Source organism: Streptomyces curacoi (assembly GCF_001513975.1).
GTDB lineage: Bacteria > Actinomycetota > Actinomycetes > Streptomycetales > Streptomycetaceae > Streptomyces > Streptomyces curacoi.
In genome coordinates, this window is sequence record NZ_KQ947994.1 from 99669 (window position 1) to 126539 (window position 26871).

Here is a 26871-nt window from a genome sequence, read left to right on the forward strand (position 1 = left end):
AAAGACCTAGGCCAGCCCCGCCTCCGCCAGCAGGAACGCCGTCATCGGGTCGTAGTACCGCGGGCTCACCACGTGGTCGTCCAGCGGCACCACCACCTGCACGGTCCCCTCCGACTCCGCGAGGAACAGCGCGGGGTCGTTGCAGTCGGCGTAGCCCACCGAGTCGACTCCGTGCTGCCCGGCGTAGCCCGCCCAGCCGTGGTCGGCGACGACCAGGTCCGGCAGCGGACGCCCCTCGCGCTCAAGGCCCGTCAGGATGGCCTTCATCGGTTCGCCGGAGTGGGTGTGCCAGAGGGTGGCGCCGTGCTCCAGGACGGCGACGTCCGCGAACTGCATGACATAACCCTCGTCCGTCTGCAGGCCGTCCGGGATGACGACGATCTCGCAGCCCGCCGCGCGCAGGGCCGCCGCCGTCGCGTGGTGCACGTCCAGCAGGCCGCCCGGGTGGCCCGTCGCGAACAGGACGCGCTGTCCGCCGTCCGCCGCCTTGCGCAGCCGGCCCGCCATGCGCTCCAGCGCGGCCACCGTCAGTTCGGGGTCGATGGTGTCCTGGCCGTGGCGGTGCTCCGGGTCGTCGTTCACGCCGACGCGCTCCGCCATCACCGCGAGGACGTCCTGCTCGTCGGTCCAGCGGTCGCCGAGCTCCAGGCCGAGCCAGTAGTGGCGGTCGCCGTTCGCCAGCTTGCGGTAGTGGGAGAGGTTGTTCTCGCGGGGAGTGGCGACATCGCCCGCGATACGGGTTCTGACGAGGTGGTCGACGAGCTCGGCGCGGCTGGGTGTCCCGGGTATCGGCATGGACCCCATTGTGAGGCAGACAACTGAGGGAACGCCGGAGTCCGCCTCGCGTGCGACGCGGGTCACTGTGCGGATCACCGCTCGCTGTGCCGCAGCGCGAACCACAGCTCCATGCGGACGTCCGGGTCGTCCAGGTCGGTCTCCAGGAGCGCCGCGCACCGGGCGATCCGCTGGCGGACGGTGTTGCGGTGGACGGACAGGGCGACCGCCGTGCGGTCCCAGCTGCCGTGCAGGGACAGCCAGGTGCGCAGGGTCTCGGTGAGGGGGCCGGTGAGGGGCGCGAGGAGGGCGCGGGCGTGGGCCTCCGCATCCTCGGGGGAGAGCAGGTCGGTCAGGGCCGGGCGGTGGGTGCCGTGGCGGACCAGGGCGGTGCGGGTGGCCCGCGCCCGGGACAGGGCCCGGGCCGCCTGGGTGTCGGCCGCGGGCCAGTCCCGCGCGGTCGCGGGGGCGCTCACGCCCAGGGTCCAGCCGGGCTGCGGGGACGGTTCGCGGTCCGCCGGGACGAGGACGCGTACGACGTCCCGCGCCAGGTCGACCAGCGGGGAGCCGAGCGCCGCGCCCAGCGCCGAGGCCGCCACCGGATCGCAGGGCTGGGCGTCGGGGCGGGCGTGCACGACGAGCCAGTGGTCGGCGCCCAGGAGCGGGGCCACCGTCGGCGGCTCGGCGCCCAGCAGCAGCCGTACGAGTGCCGAGGAGCGGGCCGCTCCCGAGCCGCTCTGGTGCTCGCCGGTGAGGAGGGAGAGGAGCACGGCGGCGACGGAGGCGATGGTGTGGTCGCCGGGCTCGCGGTGCCGGGCGGCGACACCGAGCACGAAGCCGTGACCGGTGCCCAGGGCGTAGGCGGCGAGGTGGACGCCGGAGGCGGTGGTGTCGCTGGCGGTGGCGGAGGACCGGCTGGTGACGACGCCCGTCAGCTCGGCCAGCCGCTCCCGCACCCCTTCCTCCGGCCCTCGCCCCGCCTCCCCGAGCAGCGCACCCTCCGGCCCGTACAGCACCGCCCAGCCCTCGACCCGCCGGGCCAGCTGCCGCAGCACCGCACGCACCGGATCCGGGTGCGAGGCAGCCGCCGCCAGGCTCTGCTGGGCCTGCGTCACCCGGCGGAGTTCGGCGTGCCGGGCCTGGGCCATGAGCTGCCAGACCGCGCGGGCCACCCCCGAGAAGGTGGTCCGGGGCGGCACCTCCAGGAGCGGGAGGCCGTGCGTGTCGCACGCCGCCACCAGGGCGGGCGGCACCGTGTCGTGCAGGGGGGCGAGGCCGAAGCCGAGTGCGGCGCCGCCCGCCGCGACGATCCGGGAGACGTAGGCGTCGAAGTAGTCCGAGCCCGCCGCCTCCGGGATGTGGACGCCGGCCGTCAGGAGCAGCTCGCCGCCCAGGAGGTACGGGTACGGGTCGGCCATCTCCGAGGTGTGGGCCCAGTGGATCACCGGGTCCGTGTCCGTCGGCCCGGCGATCCGGCGCAGGCCCAGGTCCTCGCGGGCCAGGAGGGCCGAGAGCGGTACCGGCGGGGTCGGCGGAACGGTCGGCTCCGGCATATGTGCGTTCCCTCCATCCGGCATCCATGGGATGGATGAAACGTACACTTCGCAGTCGCTTTCCGGCCGCCTAGGGTCAGTCCTCGTCACCCGCCGGCGAGACCGAGCGAAGGAGGCCCTGTGGCCGTCGACCACACAGTGATCGTTGCCTGTCTGGCGGGCGTCCTCGCCCACGAGCCCGTCTTGTACGGATTGCTGTCTTCCCTCGCCGCGTGCATCGCCGTCTCCTTGATGACGAGGCCGGCCGGCGCGGCCGTACTCGCCGCCTGGCGTGAGCGCCTCGCCGGGCGGGCTCTCGAACTCGCGTCCGAACCGACGCCGGCTCGCCAGTAGAGTCGTAGTCGTAAAACCCGCATACGCGACGAAGCGTAGGAAAGAAGGCATTTCACAATGACTGGCAACGAGACGCCCCGCGGCCCCGTCGACTCCTCCCGCATCCCGCGGTACGCCGGACCCGCCACCTTCGCCCGGCTCCCGCGCCTGGACGAGGTCGGCCGCGCCGATGTCGCCGTGGTCGGCGTGCCGTTCGACTCGGGCGTCTCGTACCGGCCGGGCGCCCGCTTCGGCGGCAACGCCATCCGCGAGGCGTCCCGGCTGCTGCGCCCGTACAACCCGGCGCAGGACGCCTCGCCCTTCGCGCTCGCCCAGGTCGCGGACGGCGGCGACATCGCCGTGAACCCGTTCAACATCAACGAGGCCGTGGAGACCGTCGAGGCCGCCGCCGACGAACTGCTCGGCACCGGCGCCCGCCTGATGACCCTGGGCGGCGACCACACCATCGCCCTCCCGCTGCTGCGCTCGGTCGCCAAGAAGCACGGCCCGGTCGCCCTGCTCCACTTCGACGCCCACCTCGACACCTGGGACACCTACTTCGGCGCCGAGTACACCCACGGCACGCCCTTCCGGCGCGCGGTCGAGGAGGGCATCCTCGACACCGAGGCGCTCTCCCACGTCGGCATCCGCGGCCCGCTGTACGGCAAGCAGGACCTGACCGACGACGAGAAGATGGGCTTCGGCATCGTCACGTCGGCGGACGTCTACCGCCGCGGCGCCGACGAGGTGGCCGACCAGCTGCGCCAGCGCATCGGCGACCGGCCCCTCTACATCTCCATCGACATCGACTGCCTCGACCCGGCGCACGCGCCCGGCACCGGCACCCCCGAGGCGGGTGGCATGACCTCGCGCGAGCTGCTGGAGATCCTGCGCGGCCTGGCCTCCTGCAACCTGGTCTCGGCGGACGTCGTCGAGGTGGCGCCCGCGTACGATCACGCCGAGATCACGTCGGTGGCCGCCTCCCACACGGCGTACGAACTGACCACGATCATGTCCCGCCAGATCGCCGAGGCCCGTAAGGAGAACGAGGGCAAGTGACCCACGACCACGACCTGGTGCTCCGCCCCACCGCCGCCCAGACGGAGGCCGCGCTGAACCCTCCCCCCGGCCGCACCGGCGGAGACCTGGTCGTGGAGACGCTGGCCGGGCTCGGCGCGACGACGGTCTTCGGGCTGCCCGGCCAGCACGCGCTTGGCATGTTCGACGCGCTGCGCCGCTCGGACCTCAGGTATGTGGGCCTGCGGGTGGAGAACAACGCCGGGTTCGCGGCGGACGCCTACGGCCGTATCACCGGCGAGGCGGCCCCGCTGCTGCTGTCGACCGGGCCGGGGGCGCTGACGTCGCTGGCCGCACTCCAGGAGGCCGCGTCGGCCTCCGCCCCCGTGCTGGCGATCAGCAGTCAGATCCCGACGGCGGGACTGGGCGGCGCAAGGCACGGATACCTGCACGAACTCCCCGACCAGGCGGCCTCGTTCCGGGGCGTGGTGAAGTCCGTCCACACCGTACGCACCCAGTCCCAGATCCCCTCGGCGATCGAGGCGGCCTGGAAGTCGGCGCTGACTGCCCCGCACGGCCCGGTGTGGGTGGAGATCCCGCAGGATGTGCTGCTCGCCGAGACCCTCATCCCGGTCGTGACGGGCGGCGACGCCTTCCCCGACGAGCTGCCGCCGCGCCCCGAACTGACCGCCGTGGCGGCCGACCTGCTGTCGAAGGCGGCCCGTCCGGCAATCATCGCGGGCGGGGGAGTGGTACGGGCGGACGCGTCGGGCAAGCTGAAGCAGCTGGCGGAGAGGCTCCAGGCGCCGGTCGTCACGACCCCCGGCGGCAAGGGCGCGTTCCCCTGGAAGCACCCCCTGTCACTCCAGTCCTGGCTGGAGGACCGTCACACCACGGACTTCCTGGAGGACGCGGACGTCCTGCTGGTGGTCGGCTCGGGCCTCGGCGAACTCTCCTCGAACTACCACACGTTCAAGCCCCGCGGCCGGGTCATCCAGATCGAGGCCGACCTCGGCAAGCTGGAGTCCAACCACCCGGCGCTCGGCATCCACGCGGATGCGCGGCCGGCGTTGCAGGCGCTGTTGGAGACCGTGCGCAAGCGGGAGGACGCGCAGGCGTCAGAACGCGTCCGTGCGCTGCTCGCGAAGGTCGCCGAACGCATCGCCGCCCAGGAACTCACCCTGGAACAGCAGGTTCTGGCATCGGTCCGCAGGGCGCTCCCCGCCGACTCCCCGTCCTTCTGGGACATGACCATCCTGGCCTACTGGGCCTGGTCGGCCTTCGACGCCAAGGGCCCCAACCACATGCACTCAGCCCAGGGCGCCGGCGGCCTCGGCTACGCCTTCCCGGCGGCGCTGGGCGCGGCGGTCGCGGATCCGACCCGTCCGGTCCTGGCGGTCTCCGGCGACGGCGGGGCGCTGTACTCGATCGCCGAGCTGGCCACGGCCCGGCAGCACGACCTGAACGTCACCTGGCTGATCGTCGACGACGGCGGTTACGGCATCCTGCGCGAGTACATGACGGACGCGTTCGGGGCGGCGACGGGGACGGAGCTGACACGGCCGGACTATGTGGCGCTCGCGGAGTCGTTCGGGGTTCCGGGCGTGCGTACGACGCCTCAGGCGCTGGAGGCGGACCTGGCGAAGGCGCTGACGTCATCAGGTCCGTCGGTGGTCGTACTCCCGGCCGTGCTGCGGATGTTCGCGCCGACGCACCTCACGGTGTGATGCCTCAGCGGCCTGGCAGCGCTTCGTCACGTCGGGCGAGCTCCCCTTGTGGTCGGCATTCCCCGTTGGTCGGCTTCGACTTGACGGCACAGCAGGACGAGGTGTCCGCGTCGGGCCCCCGTTGACCCCGCGCGTGATCACGGCACCGGTCGGCGGCGACTGAACCGGCCGACCGGCGACCGTGCGCGGGTGATTGATCGTGCTCGAAACTTCCCTCTATCGAGCACGTATTGACATGCACCGTCAAAGCCCGTCAGAGTCATGCACCGACAGTGCCCCGGCAGTGATGCAAGCCACCCCACCGAGGAGTGTTGCCGTCATGTCCGAAACACCCGCTGTCTCACGCCGACTGCTCCTCGGCGGAGCCGTCGCCACCAGCGCCCTCGCGGTCGGCATGACCGCCGCGGCCCCGGCCGCGTCCGCCACGACCGAACAGGTGCCCCGCCGCCGTCCCGGACAGAAGTCGATGATCGGCGTGCCGTTCGAGATCCACAGAACCGTCCGCGTCGGTGTCATCGGCCTGGGCAACCGTGGCTCAGGCATGATCACCGGCTGGGCGGCGGTACCCGGCTGCACCGTGACCGCCGTCTGCGACATCCGCGCCGACCGCGCGCGACGCGCCGCCGACCGGCTGGCCGCCAAGGGCGAGCCCCGCCCCGCCGAATACGGCGGATCAGCCGACTCCTACGCCCGCATGCTCCAGCGCGACGACATCGATCTGGTCTACGTCGCCACACCGTGGGAGTTCCACTACGAGCACGGCAGGGCCGCGCTGCAAAGCGGCAGACACGCCGTGGTGGAACTCCCCGTCGCGACCGAACTGCGCCAGCTGTGGGACCTGGTGGACACCTCCGAGCGCACCCGCAGGCACCTGTTCCTCGCCGAGAACTGCTCTTACGGCCGCAACGAACTGGCCATGCTGAGGATGGCGCACGCCGGCCTGTTCGGCGACATCACCAACGGCCATGGCGGCTACCTCCACGACCTGCGTGAACTCCTCTTCTCCGACACCTACTACACCGACTCCTGGCGGCGGCTGTGGCACACCCGCAGCACCGCGTCCCTCTACCCCATGCACGGACTCGCCCCGATCGCGGCAGCCATGGACATCAACCGCGGCGACCGGATGGCCACCCTGCGCGCCACCGCGACCGCCCCGAAGGGACTCGCCGACTACCGCAAGCGCTTCGTCCCCCGCGACCACCCGTCCTGGAAAGAGACATACATCAACGGTGACCTGGTCACCTGCCTCATCGAGACGGAGCAGGGCAGGATCATCCGAGCCGAGCACGACGTGAGCTCACCCCGGCCGTACAGCAGGATCAACACCCTCGCCGGCAGCCGCGGGATCGTCGAGGACTACGCCGGGCCCGCCCCGACCGGCGCACGCGTCTACCTCGAACCGGACCACGCCGGCCACACCTGGCGCGACTTCGCCGACTACCGCAAGGAATTCGACCACTGGCTGTGGCGGAAGGTCGGCGACGACGCCGCGAACAACGGCGGCCACGGCGGCATGGACTACGTCCTGCAATGGCGCACGATCCAGCTGATGCGCGCCGGGCTGGTGCCCGACATCGACGTATACGACTCGGCCGCCTGGTGCGCGGCCATCCCGCTCAGCGCCGCGTCCCTGGCGAACCAGGGGCGCCCGGTCGACATCCCGGACTTCACTCGCGGCTCCTGGGCCGGCAAACGGCCCGGACTCGACTCCACCCCCACGGACATGCCACCCACCGGATGACCTGGACCGCGCAGCGACCCGCTCTTCCATCAAGTCCTCGACGCCCTCCAGCCGACCCGAGCGGGGCCCGGTGCGTGCAGCCGCGCGGCGGAGGAGGGCGTCGACGCGATGGGGGTCCGAACGACGGGGCCTAGCCGCGCGTGTCGTCGCTGTCGTCGCCGTGGTCGCGGTTGTAGCAGGCGTCGTCCAAGGCGGCGCCGGTCCACGGTGTGACCACTGGGACGAGCCCGAGTGCCTGCCTGCAGAGGTTGGCGGTGGAGAAGTCCCGGTAGCCGGCGATGACGATGCGGCCCCGGTTGCCGTCGTCGGCGTGGGCGGGGGTGGCGAGTACGAGGGCTGCCATGGTGAACGCGGCGAGCGCGCTGATCTTCTTCATAGCCCGGTCAACGGCATCGGATCGGCGCAGGTCACTCCGCTGCACAGGTGGTGACCGCGCGTGCCAGGGGCCCGACGAGGCCCCCGGCACGCGCCCACGGCGACTGGACAGGCCCGGTCGCCTACCAGATCGCCTCGACCCACTCCGGGTGGTCGATGAACGGGTTGCGGTTGCCCTGGTAGTTGTCGTAGATGACCTCGTTGCGGCGCTCCTCGAAGGCGTCCGGCGGGTCCTCGTCGTTCCAGGCCTTCAGGACCGAGAGGCGGCCGTGGAAGCGGGTGCCGCCGTTGCTGACCGAGTCGTTGGGCTCCAGGTCGACCCAGCTGTCGTCGCCCTCGTAACGGACGGCCATGTAGAGGATCATGCGGGCCACGTCGCCCTTGACGGCGTCGCGCGGCTCGAAGGAGTTGGAGTCGACGAGGCTGCCGCCGCTGTTGGTGAAGCTGCTGCCGCCGTTGTCGAAGTCCAGGTTGCCGCGGATGGCGTTGACCTGGACGTCCTCGGGGCGCAGGTGGTGCAGGTCGGTGCCCGGGCCGGTGGAGGTGCCGAACTCGCCATGGGACTGGGCCCACACGTGCTCGCGGTTCCAGTTGCCGGTGTTGCCGCCGTTGAGGGACTTGCTGCGGGAGATGCCCGAGTACAGCAGCTTCACGTTGTTGCTGTTGTTCGGGTCCTGGTCGGTGACCTTCAGGGCGTTCCAGACGGCGGAGTACGAGATCGCCGTCTGGTCGCTGATGATCGTGTGCAGCGAGTCCTTCAGCGCCGTGCCGGTCTTGCCGATCGCATCGGCGTAGTACGTGTCGTCGTACGCCGTCGTCGTCGCAGCGGCCGGGGCCGCGGTGAGCGCGGGGGTGGTGACGCCGATGAGGACGGCGGCGGTCGTCAGTGCCACTGACTTCCAGCTGCTGCGTATGCGTGTCGCCAGCATGTGGGGTGTCCCATCTACGCGGGTTGAATGGAGGCGGCAAACGGGAGAGTGGCATGGACATGCGGCAATGTCGATGGCTTGAATGTGTCGATCAGGTGACGTGAAGCGGCAAATCGGGGCTTGTCCATGCGAGTTGACATGCCGCGAAGGCCCCGACTCGACAGTCGGGGCCTTCGCGGTGCCGGGACCTGGCCGGTTCAGCTCACGTCGGACGGATCCAGGCGGTAGACGGTGGACGTCGTGGACTGGGAGTCGGTGGAGCTGGCGGAGTCTGAGGACTTGGAGGAGCTGGAGGACTGCGAGGTGCCGCTGTAATCGCTCTCCTTCACCGCCGTCCCGTGCTCCTGCACCCACGCCGTGACCTCGGAGCTGACGCTGCTGCCGCCGCCGGGACCGCCGCCCATGCCGCCGCCACCGAGTTGGACGTAGTGCAGCTCGCCCTTCTTCACCAGCTCCTTGAGCCTGGCCGGCGTCATCGCCTTGTCGGAGCCGGACCAGCCCCACATGGAGATGACGGGCTCGCCGCTGCTCAGGATCAGCTGCGCGGCACTCTGTGAACTGGCCACGGCCAGCAGCCACTTGGCGCCATCCTGGTGCTTCTTCAGGTAGGCGATGAGCTCGCTGCTCGCGCCGCCGCCCACGCCGCCCATGCCGCCGGGGCGGCTGCTGGTGCCGTTGCCGGCGGCTGTTCCGCCGGGGGCCGTGCCGCTGTTGCCGGTGCCGGTGCCGGTGCCGGTGTTGCCCGTGCCGTTCGGAGGCGTACCGCCCAACTCGCCGTTGCCGTCGGGAGCCTGCCCGCTCTGGCCGTCCTGCTGGGGGGTGCCGCCCGGCATCTGACCGCCGAAGCCACCCCGGCTCGCGCCGCCCCCACCGGGACCACCACCGAAGCCGCTCCCCGTAGAAGGCCCGGCCGTCGGATTCGTACCGCCCATGCCACCACCGCCCGAACCGGACGGCACCGACCAGGCGTACGCCGCCGGACCCGCCACCGCCGCGACGATCGCCGCCGTCACGGAAGCCGCCAGCAGCCGCAGCCGGTTCCCGGACGCGGACCGGAAGAGGAGCAGCCCCACGATCGCCAGCGCCATGACGACGGCGATCGCCGGCCACAGCCGGGTGTTCCAGCCGGAGGCCCGCCGCAGCAGTACGACCGCCCACACGGCCGTGACGGCCAGCCCGGCCGGCAACACCCACGCCCACCGCTTGTCGGCGCGGAGGGCACGCAGCAGCATCACGCCGCCGCCTCCGCACAGGGCCGCGATGCCGGGAGCGAGCGCGGTCGTGTAGTACGGGTGCATGGTGCCCTCGGCCAGGGCGAAGGTCAGGTAGTGCAGCGCGGTCCAGCCGCCCCACAGCAGCAGCGCGGCGCGGGTGAGGTCGGTGCGCGGGGCGCGCCCGCAGAGCACGAGGCCGCCGATGCACGCGATCGCGGCGAAGGGGATCAGCCAGGAGATCTGGCCACCGAGGATGTCGTTGAACAGACGCCCGATCCCGGCGGTCCCGGAGAAGCCGCCGCCCGCGCCACCGCCGCCTCCGCCGTTGCCCTCGCCGCCGAGGATCCGGCCCAGGCCGTTGTAGCCCATGATCAGGTCCCAGGCCGTGCCGTCCGTGGAGCCGCCGATGTAAGGGCGCTCGTCGGCGGGCACGAGCGAGACGGCCGCCGCCCACCAGAAGCTGGAGACGGCGAGAGTAACGCCCGCGACGAGCAGGTTGACGATCCGCTTCACGAGCTTCGGCTTGGCGGCGTACAGGTAGACCGCGAAGACGGCGGGCAGCGCGATGTAGCCCTGAAGCATCTTCGTGTTGAACGCGAGTCCGAAGCACACCGCGGAGCCCACCAGCGGCGGCAACTTGCCGTTGTGGACGGCCCGCAGGGCGAGCGCCGCGCCGCCGGCCATCAGGAACACCAGCAGTGTGTCCGGGTTGTTCTCACGGTTGATGGCGACCGTGATCGGGGTCAGCGCCAGCACCAGCGCGGCGACCGCCGCCGCGCCGTGTCCCCACACCCGCTTCACCGAGGCGTGCACGATCCAGATCGTCGCCAGCGCGACCAGGATCATCGGCAGCATCATCTGCCAGGTGCCGTAGCCGAAGACCCGGCACGACAGGCCCATGACCATCAGGGCCAACGGCGGCTTGTCGACGGTGAGGAAGTTCCCCGCGTCCAGCGAGCCGAAGAACCACGCCTTCCAGCTCTGCGTGCCGCTCAGTACGGCCGCGCTGTAGAAGCTGTTGAGGCTGGAGCCGGACAGGTTCCAGGAGTACAGCACCGCCGCCAGGACCAGGATCGCGATCAGTGCGGAGAGCGACCAGCGGGGCGCCTTGTCCGGGGATGCGGCGGGTGGGGCCGCGGGTGGGGTCTGCGGTGGCACATCGGGGGTCACGGTCGTGTGGGGATGGGGATCGGTGGCTGATGTCACCCGGGCATCGTGTGCGGTGGGGGTGGGTGCGGGCTGTGCCGGACCTGGCGGTCGGCTGTGAAATCTCCAAGGAGTCCGCAAAGGACGTGCTCAGGTGGGGGCGCTGTCCTTGATGGCCGTGACGAGCCCTCGTACTCCTGGGGGCAGCCAAGTTGGCAGACAGGGAAACGAATTCGCGTCATGCCCGGCAGTCACTGTGGGGAATCCTCGTTCGCTGTCAGTGCGATCAGTTACGGTCGGATTCGCACAAGCAGTGATCAACGGAGCCACCTGGTGCGCACCGTTCAGGGGGAGGTTGACGGGGGTTGGGTTGCGTTCTGCTTCAATGTTGAAAACCAGTGTCCTGCATCCGCGCATTACAGACCTGATCTACTACAACACTCCGAAATTGACGGCCGAAGAAGTGGTGGACAGGGCTCTCGCCTACCGCCCCATTGAGCTTTAGGTTCGGCTTATCGAGGCTTGCGCGGGGGCGGACAAGAACGGTCGTGACTTGGGCGGGCCGGTGCGGGCTGCGCTCGACACGGCTCCGCCCGGCGGCTCCCCGGCTCCGAAGGACCGGTCAGCCGCGTGTACTCGCGCTCCCGCACCCGCCCTGGCCGCCCATCTCCTCCGGACACACTTCAGCACAGGTCGCGTGGTCGTGAAGGCCTGGATGCACAGTTGAGGTTGTCGCCTTCTCAGGGCTGTGATTCTTTGATGGCCGAGACGAAGGCAGACCAGTTGGCAGCGGAGAAGAGCAGTGCCGGGCCGTGGGGGTACTTGGAGTCGCGGACGGGGACGCCGGAGGGGTGGTTGTCGAGGACTTCGAGGCAGCTGCCGGCTTCGTTGCCGCTGTACGACGACTTGCGCCAGCCGCTGAGCATGGCGGAGTTCGAGATGACGTACTCAGGCATGGTGTCCGTAGTCCTTCGCTGTGGCCTTCAGTAGGGCAAGCGACTCGCGCAGCGGAAGTGCGTCGCTCAGTGCGAGATGGTAGGCGCCCTGCAACCGGTCGACGATGGCCGGGGTGTCGTGAATTTTGGCCACCTGAATGCCCTAGGAATAGGCCACTGGAGGCTGGTCCTCGAACCACATCAGGCTCAGCATGCCCTGCATGACGGGGTAGGCGCCCGTGCCGCGCGGCATCACGTGTACGCGGACACGACCGGTCTCGGCGAGATGCACGAGGTGCATGAGCTGTTCCGCCATGACGTCTTCGCCGCCCACCACGCGATGCAGCAGGCCCTCGTCGAGTAGCGCCCAGAACACCGGCGTCACCGGATCGTCGAGGATCTTCGCGCGTTCAAGGCGTGTGACGAGGCGCCTGTCACGTTCCTCGGCGCTCAGGGGAGGAAACGTCGTGCCCAGGACAGCTTGCGCATACCTCCTTGTCTGCAGGACTCCAGGTACGAAGGTCACAGCGGACTCCCGGATCATCACCGCCTGTTGTTCGAGTAGCAGCGCCGCCTCGAAGTAGTCGGCGACCGCCGCATCCTCCTGCGGCAGAAAACTGCTCAGCACATCCCCCGTGCCCAAAGCCATGTCCAGCCGCCGAGCATCCTCCTTCGACGGCACCCGCCGCCCCGCCTCGATATGCGCGATGTGCGACCGCGTCATGATCGCCCGGTCCGCCAACTGCTGCTGCGTCAGCCCCGTCGTCTCGCGCTGCTGCTTGAGCCAGTCACCGTACGTGTTGCTCATGGCCAACTCCCTTGCGACAAATGCCTGGTCACACGCAACCCTCTGGCGAGGCCAGCCCGGCTCGTCTCAGTCTGTGAGTAGATCGCTACACAAAGCGAGACCCCCGCGACCGCGCGACCGGTCCGGGGGCGTGGCCATCAACACCCAAGGAGAGCCGACGACATGAGTCACCGTATCGCCCTTGCCTTCGCGTCGCTGCTGCATCGTCTGCGCCGCCCCGCCCGGAAGAGGAGCCGTGCCGGTGTCAACGGCCCGACCGTCCACCGAACCGGTGTCCACGCGCCGCAGGAGACAGCGCCTCTGCTCACCGTGCCCGGCGTCGGCATCGGGTCCTGCGGCATCCCCGCGTCGTGCATGGTGGTCACCCGATGAAGGACGTACGCCTGCTTCCCTGGGCCGGGGAAGGCGGCAAACCGTGCTACCTCGACACTGACGGAACCGGCCGTCTGTCCCGCATGGCCGACACCGTCGAGCGCGTCCAGCTCGGGATGGCCGACGGCCTCCTCGACCACGTGGCCGACATGCTCGCGGACCAGCGCACGACGCCCGCACAGCTCCGGTTCCTGCTGGCCCGGACGAGCGAGGCGCTGACCGATGTGCGTCGCATCGCGGAGAGCCGGGGCGCCCGGCTTGCCGCAGCCGCCTGTGCGGAGCCGCAGGCCTGACCCTTCCGGCGAGCAGGGATCAGAAGTGGGTCGCGATCCCGAAGACCCGCCGGAGCTGAGCCATGTCGTGCCGGTCCCGGTCCGACGGCTCGTATCCCTGGTGGAAGTAGACCTGCTGCTCGGCGGACAGGCACGGGACCGTCGTGCCGCCGATGGTGCCTGTCACGAAGCAGGAGGAGGGATAGCGGAAAGGGCGCGACGGCTCCAGTGACGCCTGGATCGCGGAGCCGTCTTCCGCGAACACCAGCGGATGCAGGTCGATCTCCCGCCCGTCCGGGGCCGTGACCACGAACCGGACGGGTCGCCAGTCCGACGTCTCCACGAAACCCGCGTCCGCGAGGACTGTCATCACCGCTTCCTCCTGGTCCTGGCGGTGCATCAGGTCCAGGTCACGATGGTCGCGGGTCTGTGCGCCGACCAGGGCGTCGATGCCCCAGCCGCCGCCGATCCAGATGTCGGTGCCCGCTTCCCGCAGCAGGGACAGGACGGACAGCACCGTGTCCGCAGTCATACCGGTCGTCACGCGTACAACCTTTCCCCGGAGCCCATGAGTCAAGAGGGCATGACTCACGGGAGATCGAGCGACAAGTCAAGAGGCGTTTATGGACGTGCGCGAGCGCTGGGCGCGGCGGGTGTGGGCGCGGGGGTCCTCATAGCGGCCGTCGCCGGCGCCGCCCCCGCCGCCGCGGCGACCGCCCCCACCGTCAGCTGTACGTCCGCCAAGGCGGGCCTCGCCGACAAGCTGAAGAGGGACATCACCGCCGCGCTGGCCAACCGCAGGGGCACTGTCGCGGTCGGCCTCCACGACCGTGCCACGAACACCACCTGCTCGCTCAGGGCCTCCAGCGCCTACGACTCCGCCAGTGTCGTCAAGGTCACCGTGCTGGCCACGCTGCTGTGGGACGCGAAGAAGCACGACCGGTATCTGACCGACCGTGAGGTCTCCCTCGCCAAGGCCATGATCACCAAGTCGGACAACGCCGCGACCAGCACGCTCTGGAGGCAGCTCGGGCTGACGAAGATCAAGGGGTTCCTGGCCGCCGCCGGCATGACGCAGACCGTGCCCGGCGCGAACGGCTACTGGGGCCTGACCCAGATCACCGTCACCGACGAACAGAAGCTGCTCAAGCTCATCACCGCCAAGAACACGGTGCTCAGCGACAACTCCCGCGCCTACATCCTGAAGCTGATGGGCCAGGTCATCTCCTCGCAGCGCTGGGGGACGCCGTACGGAGTGCCGGCCGGTGTCTCCGTGGCCGTCAAGAACGGCTGGCTGTCACGGTCCACCCACGGCTGGCGGGTGCACAGCGTCGGTGCGTTCAAGGGCGGCGGCCACGACTACATGATCACGGTGCTCACGCACGGCAACAGCACCATGAACTACGGCATCGCGACCATTCAGGGCGTCGCCAAGGTCATTCACCGCGACCTGGCGGCGAGCTGACCCTTAACGCGGCGGCCTACCCCGCGTCACCCACCCGCCCTACGGTGACCCGCATGCGCCTGAGAACCGTACTCGCGACCGCCGCCGCGGGCCTGGCGGCGACCACCTGTCTGACCGCCGCCGGCCCGGCGAACGCCCGCACCGACCAGCAGGACAGCCACGCCTGTTCGCCCTCCGTCTCCCTCGACCGCTTCTCCGACGCGCTCGACAAGACGACATACGAGGGCACCTTCGTCGGCAACTTCTCCGCCCTCGCGGTGGACGGCGACGGCTCCCTGGCCGCCCTCTCCGACCGCTCCTCGCTCTTCTCCCTGGACGCGAAGACCCTCGCACCCGAGTCCGTCGTCCCGCTCGCCGACGAGAGCGGCGCCGCCCTCGACTCCGAGGGCCTCGTCATCGACCGGGACGGCACGCGGCTGGTCTCCTCCGAGACCGAGCCGTCCGTACGCCGCTACTCCCGCGACGGCAGGATCCTCGGCCGCCTCCCCGTGCCGGACGCGCTGCAGGTCGCCCCGGCGGGCCGTGCCGTCTCCAACGGCACCTTCGAGGGACTGACCCTGTTCCCCGGCGGCCGTACGCTGCTCGCGTCGATGGAGTACGCGCTGCAGGGCGACAGCGCGGGCATCGTCCGCTTCCAGACCTGGCAGCGGACCAAGGGCGGTGACTTCGAGCTCGGCCGCCAGTACGCCTACCGCACCGACACCGGCCTGGGCGTCCCCGAGGTCCGGGCGACCCCCGACGGCCGCCTCCTCGTCCTGGAACGAGGCTTCACCTCCGGCGTCGGCAACACCGTCCGCCTCTACCTGGCCGACCCGCGCCACGCGACGGACACGAGCGGCGTCGGGAATCTGACGGGTCAGGACGGCGTGCGGCTGACGAAGAAGACGCTCCTCGCCGACATCGTGAACTGCCCGTCCCTGGGAGCCACCGCCAAGCAGCCCCAGCCGAACCCGCTGCTCGACAACATCGAGGGGATGGCGATCACCGGCCGCACGAGCGATCGCTTGAAGGTGCTGCTGGTCAGCGACGACAACCAGAACGCGGTGCAGACGACGCGGTTCTACCACCTGCGTGTGCGGATCTGATCCTCGTACCACCTGCCCTCGTATGCCCTCGTACTACCTGCGCGTGCGGGCCTGATCCGCATCCGACCGTTCACCGACTGTTGCGGAGGGATGAAATCCGCATCTGTCCGCGTTGGTGCCTTCCGGCAGATCAGGACGAACGGAGGGCGCCGGCGTGGCAGCGCAGCAGGGGTGGGCAAGGCGACTGTGGGGCTACGCCTGGCGCTACCCGAAGGATGTGATCCTCGCCCTCGGCTCCTCGCTGGCCGGCATGGCGGTCATGGCGATCGTCCCGCTGATCACCAAGGTGATCATCGACGATGTGATCGGTGACGGCGGCCGCAGCATGGCCGTATGGGCGGGTCTGCTGATCGCCGCCGCGCTCGCCGTCTACGCCCTCACCTACGTCCGCCGCTACTACGGCGGCCGCCTCGCCCTCGACGTCCAGCACGACCTGCGGACGGAGATGTTCGGGACGATCACCCGGCTCGACGGGCGGCGGCAGGACGAGCTGTCCACCGGGCAGGTCGTCGGCCGGGCCACCAGCGACCTCCAGCTGATCCAGGGCCTGCTCTTCATGCTGCCGATGACCATCGGCAACTTCGCGCTCTTCCTGATCTCCCTGGTCGTGATGGCCTGGCTGTCCGTCCCGCTCACCCTGGTCGCGCTCGCCGTGGCGCCCGCCCTGTGGTGGATCGCGGGGCGCAGCCGCACCAAGCTGCACCCCGCCACCTGGTACGCCCAGGCCCAGGCCGCCGCCGTCGCGGGCGTGGTCGACGGTGCCGTCAGCGGCGTACGCGTGGTGAAGGGGTTCGGGCAGGAGGACCAGGAGACCGCGAAGCTCAGGGAGGTCGGCCGACGGCTCTTCGCCGGGCGGCTGCGCACCATCCGGTTCAACTCCAGGTACACCCCGGCGCTCCAGGCCGTCCCGGCCCTCGGGCAGGTCGCCATGCTCGCGCTGGGCGGCTGGCTGGCGGTCCGCGGCCACATCACGCTCGGTACGTTCGTCGCCTTCTCCACCTACCTCGCCCAGCTCGTCGGCCCGGTCCGGATGCTCGCCATGGTCCTCACGGTCGGGCAGCAGGCCCGGGCGGGCACCGAGCGTGTGCTGGAGCTGATCGACACCGAGCCGTCCATCGAGGAGGGCACCAAGACCCTGCCCGCCGACGCCCCCGCGACGGTCGAGTTCGACGACGTGTCCTTCGGGTACGAGGGCGGACAGCCGGTCCTCGACGGGCTGAGCTTCGAGATCCGGCCGGGCGAGACCCTCGCCGTGGTCGGCTCCTCCGGCTCCGGCAAGTCCACGGTCTCCCTCCTCCTCCCGCGCTTCTACGACGTCACACGCGGCGCCGTCCTCGTCGGCGGCCACGACGTCCGCGAGCTGACCTTCGAGTCGCTGCGGGCCGCGATCGGGCTGGTGCCCGAGGACTCCTTCCTCTTCTCGGACACCGTCCGCAACAACATCGCGTACGGCCGCCCCGACGCGACCGACGAGGAGATCCGCAAAGCCGCCCGCGCCGCCCAGGCCGACCGCTTCATCGCCGAGCTCCCCAACGGCTACGACACCAAAGTCGGCGAGCACGGCCTCACCCTCTCCGGCGGCCAGCGCCAGCGCGTCGCGCTCGCCCGCGCGATCCTCACCGACCCCCGGCTCCTCGTCCTGGACGACGCGACGTCGGCGGTGGACGCACGCGTCGAGCACGAGATCCACGAGGCGCTGAAGCACGTCATGGAGGGCCGCACCACTCTGCTGATCGCCCACCGGCGCTCCACGCTCAACCTCGCCGACCGCATCGCCGTCCTCGACGCCGGCCGTCTCGCCGACATCGGCACCCACGAGGAACTCCAGGAACGCTCCGCCCTCTACCGCCGCCTCCTCACCGACCCCGACGAACTCGGCGGCGTCTCACCCGGTCACGCCCAGCCCGCCTGCCCCCAGGAGGACACCTCCGTACGCGACGAACTCGACGCGGAGTTCGACGCCGAACGCGGAGTGACCCCACGCCTGTGGACCGGCGACCGCGAGCCCAAGGACCTGGCCCTCTCGCAGTCCCCGGCCACCCCGGAACTCCTCGCCCAGGTCGAGGCGCTGCCCCCGGCGACCGACACCCCCGACATCGACGAGGCCCGCGCGGTCCGCCCGGAGGAGTCGTACGGCCTCAGGCGCCTGCTCCGCGGCTTCGGGCTCCCGCTGCTGATCAGCCTCGGCCTCGTCGCCGTGGACGCGGGCATGGGGCTGCTCCTGCCGGTCCTGATCCGGCACGGCATCGACGAGGGCGTCACGGCTGCGTCTCTCGGCGCGGTCTGGGCGGCGTCCCTGCTCGCCCTGCTCGCGGTGATCGCCCAGTGGGCGGCACAGATCGGCGAGATTCGGATGACCGGACGTACCGGCGAACGCGTCCTGTACTCCCTGCGCCTGAAGATCTTCGCCCAGCTCCAGCGGCTCGGGCTCGACTACTACGAGCGCGAGCTGACCGGCCGGATCATGACCAGGATGACGACGGACGTCGACGCGCTGTCGACCTTCCTCCAGACGGGCCTGGTCACGGCCTTCGTCTCCGTCGTCACCTTCTTCGGCATCATGGTCGTCCTGCTGGTGATCGACCTCCAGCTCGCGCTCGTCGTCTTCGCCACCCTGCCGCCGCTGATCATCGCGACGTACTTCTTCCGCCGGGCGAGCGTGAAGGCGTACGAGCTCGCCCGCGAGCGCGTGTCCCTGGTGAACGCCGACCTCCAGGAGTCGGTGTCCGGGCTGCGGATCGTGCAGGCCTTCCGCCGCGAGCGGGACGGCGGCGCACGGTTCGCCGAGCGCAGCGACAGCTACCGCAGGGCGCGGATCCGGGGCCAGTGGCTGATCTCGGTCTACTTCCCCTTCGTGCAGTTCCTGTCGTCGGTGGCCGCGGCGGCGGTGCTGATCGTGGGCGGGATGCGGATCGACGACGGGACGCTGACGACGGGCGCGCTGGTGGCGTACCTGCTCTACATCGACCTGTTCTTCGCTCCCGTCCAGCAGCTCTCCCAGGTCTTCGACGGCTACCAGCAGGCCACGGTCTCGCTCGGCCGCATCCAGGAGCTGCTCCGGGAGCCGACGTCGACCAAGGCGGCCGAGGAACCGCAGGAGGTGCGGTCGCTGCGGGGCGAGATCGCCTTCGAGGACGTGCGCTTCAAGTACGGCGGTGCCGACGAGGAGGACGCGGCCCTCTCCGGGATCGACCTGCGCATCCCCGCCGGGCAGACGGTCGCGTTCGTCGGCGAGACCGGCGCCGGCAAGTCGACCCTCGTGAAGCTGGTGGCGCGGTTCTACGACCCGACCGGCGGCCGGGTCACGGTCGACGGCACGGACCTGCGCGCGCTCGACCTCACGTCGTACCGGCACCGCCTCGGCGTCGTCCCGCAGGAGGCGTACCTCTTCCAGGGCACCGTCCGTGATGCCATCGCCTACGGCCGCCCGGACGCGACGGATGCCGAGGTCGAGGCCGCGGCCCGGGCGGTGGGCGCCCACGAGATGATCGCGACCCTCGACGGCGGCTACCTCCACGAGGTGGCCGAGCGTGGCCGCAACCTCTCCGCCGGGCAGCGCCAGCTGATCGCCCTCGCCCGCGCCGAGCTGGTCGACCCCGACGTCCTGCTCCTCGACGAGGCGACGGCCGCCCTGGACCTGGCCACGGAGGCGCAGGTCAACCAGGCCACGGACCGTCTCGCGGGCCGCCGCACCACCCTCGTCGTGGCCCACCGCCTGACCACGGCCGCTCGTGCCGACCGCGTCGTGGTGATGGACCACGGGCGGGTCGCCGAGGACGGCACGCACGAGGAGCTGCTGGCCCGCGGCGGCCGCTACGCCGAGTTGTGGCGGACCTTCCTCGGCCAGGCGGAGCCGGAGGAGCCGGTCGGCGCGTCCCGCTAGAGCTGTCCTCGTGACGGCCGTGCAACCATCCGGCATACGTCGTGCGTCCGTACACCAGTACGCTCATTGCCGGTGTACGGGGAGGACAACACAGTGGACACAGGTGCGATACGCCGACGACTGGCGGTCGGTCTGGCGTTGCTGACCGCGTCCGGACTGCTCGCGGTCGCGGCCCCGGCTCAGGCGCAGGCCGCCGCGCCCACGCGTTGCGAAGGGCGCAAGGTCAAGACGTACCCGTTCTCCACCGGCACCCTGTACGTCTACAAGCGGGGCGGCTACGTCTGCGCCATCACCAAGCCCAAGGACCCCGGCCGCAAGCAGTGGATGATGGTCAGCGTGCAGGCCCGCCGCGCCAACCCCGTCGTCGACGCATGGCACTACCGCTACCAGGCCGGGCCGGTGACGGTGCATGCCGGGCAGCGGTGCGTGTGGGTGAAGGGGCGGGTGGGGCGGGGGTCGGTCAGCAAGGGCTGGATCCTGTGCTGACGGGCTCATTCCGCCGCCCCTGCTGAGCTCTCCCTTCCCAAGACTCCTCCATCTCCCCTGGCGCTGTGGCGAGTTGCTCGCTAGCTTCCGCCGCACATCCGCTTTCCAGGGGAGGGTGCATGGTGCGCGGGACGCTCAGATGGCTGCTGGCATCGGTGCTGCTCATAGGTGCGCTCAGCACGGCGACGGCAGGGGCGGCCACCGCCGCCGAGCCGGACATCAGGGAACGGCTGCTGTCCATACCGGGCATGAGCCTCATCGAGGAGAAGCCGTACCCCAGCTACCGCTTCTTCGTCCTCGCCCACACCCAGCCGGTCGACCACCGGAACCCGGCCGCGGGTACCTTCCAGCAGCGCCTCACCGTGCTGCACAAGGACGTCTCCCGACCGACGGTCTTCTACACCAGCGGCTACGGGCTCTCCACCACGCCGAGCCGCCGTGAGCCGACGCAGATCGTCGACGGCAACCAGATCTCCATGGAGTACCGCTTCTTCACCCCGTCCCGGCCCGTCCCGGCCGACTGGACCAAGCTGGACATCTGGCAGGCGGCGACCGACCAGCACCGCATCTTCGAGGCGCTGGAGCCGATCTACGACAAGCAGTGGATCTCCACCGGCGTCTCGAAGGGCGGCATGACGGCCACGTACTACGAGCGTTTCTACCCCCGCGACATGGACGGCGTCGTCGCCTACGTCTCCCCCAACGACGCCGTGAACGACGAGGACTCGGCGTACGAGCGCTTCTTCGCGGGCGTCGGCACCAAGGAGTGCCGCGACCGGCTGAACGCCGTACAGCGCGAGGCGCTGGTGCGCCGGGAACCGCTGAAGAAACGGTACGCGGCGTACGCGGCCGAGAACGGCTACACCTTCCACACGGTCGGCAGCCTGGACAAGGCGTACGAGGCGGTCGTCCTGGACTACGTCTGGGGGTTCTGGCAGTACAGCCTTCTGTCCGACTGCGACTCGATCCCGGCGGACGCGGCACACGCCACCGACGAGGCGATCTGGGACTCCATCGACACGATCGCCGGGTTCTCCTTCTACACGGACCAGGGCCTGGAGCCGTACACGCCGTACTACTACCAGGCGGGTACGCAGCTGGGCTCACCGGCGATCCACTTTCCGCACATCGAGGGGGAGTTGATCCGCTACGGCTACCTTCCTCCGCGGCACTTCGTCCCGCGCGAGATACCGATGAGGTTCCAGCCGTGGGCCATGCGCGACGTGGACACCTGGGTCCGGCACAACGCCCGGCACATGATGTTCGTCTACGGCCAGAACGACCCGTGGAGCGCGGAGCGTTTCCGGGTGGGCAAGGGGGCGCGTGACTCCTACGTCTTCACGGCGCCGGGGGCGAACCATGGGGCGCGCGTGGCCGGGCTTGGGGACACCGACAGGACGCTGGCCACGGCCCGCATCCTGGAGTGGGCGGGCGTCGCCTCGGCCGCGGGCCGGCCGAAGCCGTTGGCCGCTTTCGATGCGGAGCTGGATGTGCGGGGTGGGGAGCGGGGGTTGGTGCTGCGTCCGTGATGTCCGTTGAGAGGTGACTGACGGCGGGTGCGGGATGGCCCGCCGTCAGGTCAGTTCGTCGGAAATCGGCTGCCAGCCTGCGGTTGACCGCCGTCGTGATGCCGTCCGTGCTCGCCCCCGGCAGCCCGGCCCGCTCGAGCTCCGCCAGCATGTCCTGCCGAGGACGGGCGAGGATGGGCAGCCACCGGTCACTTCCGCGCAACTCCCCTTCCGCCAGCGCTTGCAGCACGCCCGCCTGGATCAGCGACGACTTGCCCGACCCGACGGCCCGAGCAGCAGCGTCAGCCGCCGCTGCCGGGCCAGGTTCGACAGCACCTGCTGCACCGCGTCCTGTCGGCCGTTGAACCACCGGGCCTGCTCCGCGGTGAACGGCTCCAGCCCCCGATAGGGGCACACTTCCCGCAGGTGCGGTGATCTCGGTGAGCATGCCGATGACGAGGCCGGTCACCTCGTCGAGGACAGGCCCCGCTGAACCCCGTGGTGAGGTCGTTGGCGTCGGTCAGTGTGATCTCGTCGGGGCGAGCCTTGCGCAGCTGGACGAGGGTGGCCTGCGCCGCCTCCGGGACCGGTTCCAGAGCTCCTTGCAGGGTCACCGGTATCTCGCGGACGGCGTCACCGACGCGGCCGGCCTTCACCGGGCCGTCGAACGAGGCCGGTGCCTCGACCAGGACGCAGCCACCGCCTTCCAGCGGAATCCGGGTCACAGGTGGCCAAGGCGTCTCCTCCAGCCGTCGCCCTGGCCGGCATCACCTCAGCCGGCCAGGACGGCACGTCGGAATGGGCCGTACGCCTCACACCGGCCGCGCACACCCCACCGCCTTCTCCCCGCCCAGATGGACGTAGAGCGCCGTCGACACCGGGCACTTCGCCCTCTTGTCCACGGCCTTGGTCACCTTGTACTGCGGCTGTTCCTTCCCCTCGCCGTCGCACGGTGTCTCGCGGACCTGCCCGTCGCCGGAGCCGTAGACGCAGTCGCCGACGATCGTGCGGGGGCCGCCTCCGCCGCCGGGGTCGCCGGGGTGGGGCGGGGTCAGGTTGCGCATGCAGGCGTAGCCCTGCGGGACGGCGCCGTCGCCGTCCTCGTCGGATGTCCGGCTCTGTTCGCTGATGTGCAGGACGAAGTCCGTGGTGCCGGGGCACAGCGGTCCCTCGCCCACCTTGCCGTCGTGTCGTGCCACGACCCGCGCCGCCGCACGTTCACTGGTGCACGGCACCTCGGTGAAGCTCGTCGTCCCGAAGGAGCTGCACTCGTCGACGCCGAGGAAGACCGCCCCGTATCCGGCGGGCCGTGTCGGCGGCAACCGCTGTTCGCTCGTGCTCTCGGTCTCGGTCTCGCCGAGCCGGCCTTCCGCCGCCTCGTCCGCCGCCCCCGAGGAACTCTGACATCCCGTCAGCAGAGCCGTGAGCAGCACGAGCAGCGCACAGGCCACCCCCACCGCACTTCTCCCACGCATCGCACTCCCCCCGGATACCCCCGTCCAGCGTGGCCCGCCGCGGCGGGCGCACGCCAGATGTGTGGGGTCGTTTGCGCCGGTTGGGGGTGAGTGTGGGTGGTATATGGCGTACGGGTGCTACGTACGGGTGCTATGTACGGGGCTACGGCTTACTGGTCGCTGCCGTACTGGCCGCTCCCGTACGACAACCCGTGGCCGACCGGATACAGCACCCGCGTCGGATCGTCCGCCCGCTGCACCGGCACCGGCAGCCGCCCGCGCGGATCCACCCGCCCGGCGATCACCCGTGCCGCCGCCCGCAGTTCTACGTCGGTCCAGGAGTAGGACGCCAGGTAGGCGGGGACGGCGGGCAGATGGGACACGTCGTACGGGTTGCGGATCGCGACCGCCGCCACCGGCTTTCCCGTCGCGAGGAGCTGTTCGACCAGGGTTTTCTGTGTACTGCTCGCCGTGACGTTGTACGTCCCGACCACCACCGCGTCCGCCTCCCGCGCCGCCGCGACCGCCCTGGCGACCGTGGTGGCGGAGGGCGCCGTACCGGTCGACAGGGCGGTCGCCGTGAAGCCCAGCTCGGTGAGGGCGGCGGCGAGCACGCCGGTCGGCGGGCCGGTCGTGCCGGAGGGGGAGGCCGGGTCCGCGCCGACGACGAGCAGCCTGGGGTGGGTGCGGTGGGAGAGGGGGAGCAGGGCCCCTTCGTTGACGAGCAGGGTCGTCGTGCGCTCGGCGATGCGGTCGGCCGTCGCGAGGTGGGACGGGGTGCCGACGTTCCGGTCGACGCCGCCCTGGCTGACGTACGGCTCGTCGAACAGGCGCAGTTTCGCCTTCAGCCGCAGGATCCGCAGGATCGACTCGTCGAGCCGGGCCTCGGTCAACTCGCCGTCGCGGACGGCCTTCAGGACCGCGTTCCAGGCCACCTCCAGCGAGGGCGGGTTGAGGAGCTGGTCCACGCCCGCCTTGAGGGCGAGGACGGGGACGCGGTCGTCGCCGTACTTCGTCCGGACGCCCTCCATCCCGAGGGAGTCCGTGACCACCACGCCGTCGTAGCCCAGTTCCTCGCGCAGGATGCCGGTGAGGATCGGGCGGGAGAGGGTGGCCGGGTCGCCGGAGTCGTCGAGGGCCGGGACCATGATGTGGGCGGTCATGATGGAGTCGATGCCGGCGCGGACGGCGGCCCGGAAGGGCGGTGCGTCCAGGGTCTCCCACTGCTCGCGGGTGTGGGTGATGACCGGGAAGCCGTAGTGGCTGTCGACGGCCGTGTCACCGTGCCCGGGGAAGTGCTTGGCGGTGGCGGCCACTTGCCGCTGCCGCTGGTATCCGGCCACCTCGGCGGCGACCAGGCCGGCCACCGCGGCCGGTTCGGCGCCGAAGGAGCGGACGCCGATGACCGGGTTGGCCGGGTTGACGTTCACGTCGGCCACGGGGGAGTAGTTCTGCCGGATGCCCATCGCGCGCAGTTCCTGGCCCGCGAGGCGGCCGAGCGTGCGGGCGTCGGCGCGTGAGCCGCCGGCGCCGATGGCCATGGCGCCCGGGAAGAGGGTGGCGGGCTTGCCGACGCGGCAGACGATGCCATGCTCCTGGTCGGTGGAGATCAGGACGGGCAGGCCGCGGGGCCGGCCGAGGGACGCTTTCTGGATACCGTTCGACAGGTCGGCGATCTGGTGCGGGTTGCGGGTGTTGTGGGCCCAGGTGAAGTAGATGATGCCGCCCACGCGGTACTTGGCGATCAGCTCGGCCGCCGTGCGGACGCCGATCTCCTTGAGGTTGGCGTCGATGTCGGCCTGGTCGGGGGCGGTGGCGGAGTGGCCGTAGACCCGCATGACGAAGAGCTGGCCGACCTTCTCCGGCAGCGTCATCCGGGCGATGAGGGCGCGCAGTCTGCGGTCGTCGGGGGTGCCGGCGTGGGCGGTGCCGCCTGCGGCCAGGGCGGCGGTGAGGCCGGCGGTGGCCGCGAGGACCGTACGTCTTGAAGGTGGTGCGGTGTTTCCCGTGCTTCCCGGGCTGCTGTCGGGCACGTGCGCTCCTTCCGGAGGTGGTGCACTGAAGGAAACTTCCGAGAAGTCACCAATAACCGGAAGGTTTCTGCCGGTCAAGGGAACGAACCGTAATCCAAGAGGGGCCGCCATCGGCGCAGTTGGAGGGGGGCGCGCCGATGACGGCGTGCTGCCGGCCGCGGTACGGCGGAGAGGGTGGTCAGCGATCGCAGCCAGCAGCGAGGGCCGACACCGCACCACGGTGACTCTCCGGCAGCTTGCGGGTTGGACGAGTGGGGGAGGGGCCGGGTTCCCGGCGATGGCCGGAATCCGCGAAGTCGGTAAGGCGGGGGCGGACGTGACGTGTGGGCGACGTGCGGTGGTCGGGCCGGGGTCCATCCCATGGACGTCCCGGCGGCGCAGCAGCCGGTCGGGCGATCATGAGGCCATGCCCGTAGTCGACATCCCCGGTTCCAAGTCCATCACCGCCCGTGCCCTCTTCCTGGCGGCGGCGGCCGACGGTGTCACCACCCTCGTACGGCCGCTCCGCTCGGACGACACCGAGGGCTTTGCCGAGGGGCTGACCCGGCTCGGGTACCGGGTGGGCCGGACACCGGACACCTGGCAGGTCGACGGCCGCCCGCAGGGCCCGGCGGTCACCGAGGCGGACGTCTACTGCCGCGACGGCGCCACCACGGCCCGCTTCCTGCCCACCCTGGCCGCCGCGGGCCACGGCACCTACCGCTTCGACGCCTCGCCCCAGATGCGCCGCCGCCCCCTGCTGCCGCTGACCCGGGCCCTGCGCGACCTGGGCGTGGACCTGCGGCACGAGGAGCGGGAGGGCCACCATCCGCTGACCGTGACGGCGGCCGGCGTGGCGGGTGGGGAGGTGACGCTGGACGCGGGCCAGTCGTCGCAGTACCTGACGGCGCTGCTGCTGCTCGGGCCGCTGACCGGCAAGGGTCTGCGGATCACCGTGACCGACCTGGTCTCGGTGCCGTACGTCGAGATCACGATCGCGATGATGCGGGCCTTCGGGGTGGAGGTACGGCGGGAGGGGGACGTCTTCGTCGTCCCGCCCGGCGGCTACCGTGCCACGACGTACGCGGTGGAGCCCGACGCGTCGACCGCGAGCTACTTCTTCGCGGCGGCGGCCGTCACGGGCGGTGAGGTGACCGTCCCGGGGCTGGGCGAGGGGGCGCTCCAGGGCGACCTCGGCTTCGTCGACGTACTGCGGCGGATGGGCGCGCGGGTGTCGGTGGGCGCGCGGGCGACGACGGTCCGTGGCACCGGCGAACTGCGCGGCGTCACGGTCAACATGCGGGACATCTCCGACACCATGCCGACCCTCGCGGCCCTCGCGCCGTTCGCCTCCGGGCCGGTGCGGATCGAGGACGTGGCGAACACGCGGGTGAAGGAGTGCGACCGGCTGGAGGCGTGTGCGGAGAATCTGCGGCGGCTGGGGGTGGGGGTGACCACCGGGCCGGACTGGATCGAGATCCAGCCGGGTGTGCCGGTCGCGGACGGTACGGAGATCAAGTCGTACGGCGACCACCGCATCGTCATGTCCTTCGCGGTGACCGGGCTTCGGGTGCCGGGAATCTCGTTCGACGACCCCGGATGCGTACGGAAGACCTTCCCCGGCTTCCACGAGGAGTTCGGGGCGCTGCGCGCGAGGCTGTGACGGGGGTCGACAGGGGTCGACGGGTGGGCTTGAAGCTGGCAGGACCGGTGCTGGAGGGCGCGCTGGTGCGTCCGGAGCCGCTGGAGCATCGGCATGCGGCCGATCCGGCGGTGGCGGCCGAGCCCAGGACCGCGGGT

21 protein-coding genes and 2 pseudogenes are annotated in these 26871 nt (G+C 70.8%); 12 read left to right on the forward strand and 11 right to left on the reverse strand.

Annotated elements, in window-relative coordinates; all coding sequences use genetic code 11:
- Window positions 1-6 precede the first annotated feature (6 nt).
- Entirely contained in the window at window positions 7-795 is a 789-nt protein-coding gene (locus AQI70_RS31895) for a phosphatase (RefSeq protein WP_037888706.1), read from the reverse strand.
- Between the two features lie 74 nt (window positions 796-869).
- Window positions 870-2327 carry a PucR family transcriptional regulator gene (locus AQI70_RS31900; protein ID WP_062155935.1) on the reverse strand — a complete coding sequence of 486 codons (1458 nt, stop codon included), beginning with the start codon at window positions 2325-2327 and terminating at the stop codon, window positions 870-872.
- A 120-nt stretch (window positions 2328-2447) separates the two neighbouring features.
- On the opposite strand from AQI70_RS31900, the gene AQI70_RS31905 reads away from it, so the two are divergent.
- The 4 genes from AQI70_RS31905 to AQI70_RS31920 all read left to right on the forward strand — a co-directional run bounded on the left by AQI70_RS31905 (window position 2448) and on the right by AQI70_RS31920 (window position 7127).
- A complete protein-coding gene (locus AQI70_RS31905; protein WP_062155936.1) occupies window positions 2448-2660 on the forward strand; it encodes a hypothetical protein in 213 nt (70 codons plus the stop codon).
- A 57-nt stretch (window positions 2661-2717) separates the two neighbouring features.
- Window positions 2718-3698, forward strand: a complete 981-nt coding sequence (gene speB, locus AQI70_RS31910; protein WP_004001058.1) for an agmatinase — start codon at window positions 2718-2720, stop codon at window positions 3696-3698.
- Window positions 3695-5383, forward strand: a complete 1689-nt coding sequence (locus tag AQI70_RS31915; RefSeq protein ID WP_062155937.1) for a thiamine pyrophosphate-binding protein — start codon at window positions 3695-3697, stop codon at window positions 5381-5383. The genes speB and AQI70_RS31915 overlap by 4 nt, the downstream gene beginning before the upstream one ends.
- A 319-nt stretch (window positions 5384-5702) precedes the next feature.
- The gene (locus tag AQI70_RS31920; RefSeq protein WP_062155938.1) at window positions 5703-7127 is read left to right on the forward strand and encodes a Gfo/Idh/MocA family protein; all 1425 of its coding nucleotides are present in this window, start codon (window positions 5703-5705) and stop codon (window positions 7125-7127) included.
- Between the two features lie 130 nt (window positions 7128-7257).
- On the opposite strand, the gene AQI70_RS31925 is transcribed toward AQI70_RS31920, so the two are convergent.
- The 5 genes and pseudogenes from AQI70_RS31925 to AQI70_RS31945 all read right to left on the reverse strand — a co-directional run bounded on the left by AQI70_RS31925 (window position 7258) and on the right by AQI70_RS31945 (window position 12534).
- On the reverse strand, window positions 7258-7503 hold the full coding sequence (locus AQI70_RS31925) for a hypothetical protein (protein WP_062155939.1): 246 nt from the start codon (window positions 7501-7503) through the stop codon (window positions 7258-7260).
- Window positions 7504-7624: 121 nt separating this feature from the next.
- Window positions 7625-8431, reverse strand: coding sequence for an endonuclease I family protein (locus tag AQI70_RS31930; protein WP_062155940.1), 807 nt, complete (start codon window positions 8429-8431; stop codon window positions 7625-7627).
- Between the two features lie 197 nt (window positions 8432-8628).
- Complete coding sequence (locus AQI70_RS31935) at window positions 8629-10851, reverse strand: ArnT family glycosyltransferase (protein ID WP_062155941.1); 2223 nt, start codon at window positions 10849-10851, stop codon at window positions 8629-8631.
- A 680-nt stretch (window positions 10852-11531) separates the two neighbouring features.
- A complete protein-coding gene (locus tag AQI70_RS31940; RefSeq protein WP_062155942.1) occupies window positions 11532-11747 on the reverse strand; it encodes a DUF397 domain-containing protein in 216 nt (71 codons plus the stop codon).
- A pseudogene (locus AQI70_RS31945) lies at window positions 11740-12534 on the reverse strand (helix-turn-helix domain-containing protein). The gene AQI70_RS31940 and the pseudogene AQI70_RS31945 overlap by 8 nt, the downstream one beginning before the upstream one ends.
- 162 nt (window positions 12535-12696) lie before the next feature.
- On the opposite strand from AQI70_RS31945, the gene AQI70_RS31950 reads away from it, so the two are divergent.
- Together AQI70_RS31950 and AQI70_RS31955 are read left to right on the forward strand one after the other, a co-directional pair.
- The gene (locus tag AQI70_RS31950; RefSeq protein WP_062155943.1) at window positions 12697-12906 is read left to right on the forward strand and encodes a hypothetical protein; all 210 of its coding nucleotides are present in this window, start codon (window positions 12697-12699) and stop codon (window positions 12904-12906) included.
- Window positions 12903-13199 carry a hypothetical protein gene (locus AQI70_RS31955; RefSeq protein ID WP_062155944.1) on the forward strand — a complete coding sequence of 99 codons (297 nt, stop codon included), beginning with the start codon at window positions 12903-12905 and terminating at the stop codon, window positions 13197-13199. Before AQI70_RS31950 ends, AQI70_RS31955 begins: the two co-directional genes overlap by 4 nt.
- 19 nt (window positions 13200-13218) lie before the next feature.
- Here the strand turns inward: AQI70_RS31955 and AQI70_RS31960 are convergent, their stop codons facing one another.
- Window positions 13219-13710 (reverse strand): nucleotidyltransferase domain-containing protein, encoded by a 492-nt coding sequence (locus tag AQI70_RS31960; RefSeq protein WP_062156046.1) that lies wholly within the window; start codon window positions 13708-13710, stop codon window positions 13219-13221.
- A 51-nt stretch (window positions 13711-13761) separates the two neighbouring features.
- Here AQI70_RS31960 and AQI70_RS31965 point away from each other — a divergent pair, with 51 nt between their 5' ends.
- The 5 genes from AQI70_RS31965 (at window position 13762) to AQI70_RS31985 (ending at window position 21626) form a co-directional block, all read left to right on the forward strand.
- Window positions 13762-14643 carry a serine hydrolase gene (locus tag AQI70_RS31965; RefSeq protein WP_062155945.1) on the forward strand — a complete coding sequence of 294 codons (882 nt, stop codon included), beginning with the start codon at window positions 13762-13764 and terminating at the stop codon, window positions 14641-14643.
- A 53-nt stretch (window positions 14644-14696) separates the two neighbouring features.
- Window positions 14697-15728 (forward strand): esterase-like activity of phytase family protein, encoded by a 1032-nt coding sequence (locus tag AQI70_RS31970; protein WP_062155946.1) that lies wholly within the window; start codon window positions 14697-14699, stop codon window positions 15726-15728.
- A gap of 154 nt (window positions 15729-15882) precedes the next feature.
- Window positions 15883-19611 carry an ABC transporter ATP-binding protein gene (locus AQI70_RS31975; RefSeq protein ID WP_062155947.1) on the forward strand — a complete coding sequence of 1243 codons (3729 nt, stop codon included), beginning with the start codon at window positions 15883-15885 and terminating at the stop codon, window positions 19609-19611.
- Window positions 19612-19704: 93 nt separating this feature from the next.
- Window positions 19705-20097: a cupredoxin domain-containing protein gene (locus AQI70_RS31980; RefSeq protein ID WP_062155948.1), complete on the forward strand. Its 393-nt coding sequence runs from the start codon at window positions 19705-19707 to the stop codon at window positions 20095-20097.
- A 122-nt stretch (window positions 20098-20219) separates the two neighbouring features.
- Window positions 20220-21626: a S28 family serine protease gene (locus AQI70_RS31985; protein WP_062156047.1), complete on the forward strand. Its 1407-nt coding sequence runs from the start codon at window positions 20220-20222 to the stop codon at window positions 21624-21626.
- A gap of 166 nt (window positions 21627-21792) precedes the next feature.
- Here AQI70_RS31985 and AQI70_RS40835 read toward each other — a convergent pair.
- From AQI70_RS40835 to AQI70_RS31995, 3 genes and pseudogenes are all read right to left on the reverse strand, one after another.
- Window positions 21793-22022: pseudogene (locus tag AQI70_RS40835) on the reverse strand (nSTAND1 domain-containing NTPase); the annotation flags it as partial.
- 395 nt (window positions 22023-22417) lie between these two features.
- Window positions 22418-23080, reverse strand: coding sequence for a hypothetical protein (locus tag AQI70_RS31990; protein ID WP_062155949.1), 663 nt, complete (start codon window positions 23078-23080; stop codon window positions 22418-22420).
- Window positions 23081-23229: 149 nt separating this feature from the next.
- Window positions 23230-25092, reverse strand: coding sequence for a glycoside hydrolase family 3 protein (locus AQI70_RS31995; protein WP_062155950.1), 1863 nt, complete (start codon window positions 25090-25092; stop codon window positions 23230-23232).
- A 406-nt stretch (window positions 25093-25498) separates the two neighbouring features.
- Between AQI70_RS31995 and aroA the strand changes: the two genes are divergently transcribed.
- Window positions 25499-26734: a 3-phosphoshikimate 1-carboxyvinyltransferase gene (gene aroA / locus AQI70_RS32000; protein ID WP_062155951.1), complete on the forward strand. Its 1236-nt coding sequence runs from the start codon at window positions 25499-25501 to the stop codon at window positions 26732-26734.
- Window positions 26735-26871 lie beyond the last annotated feature (137 nt).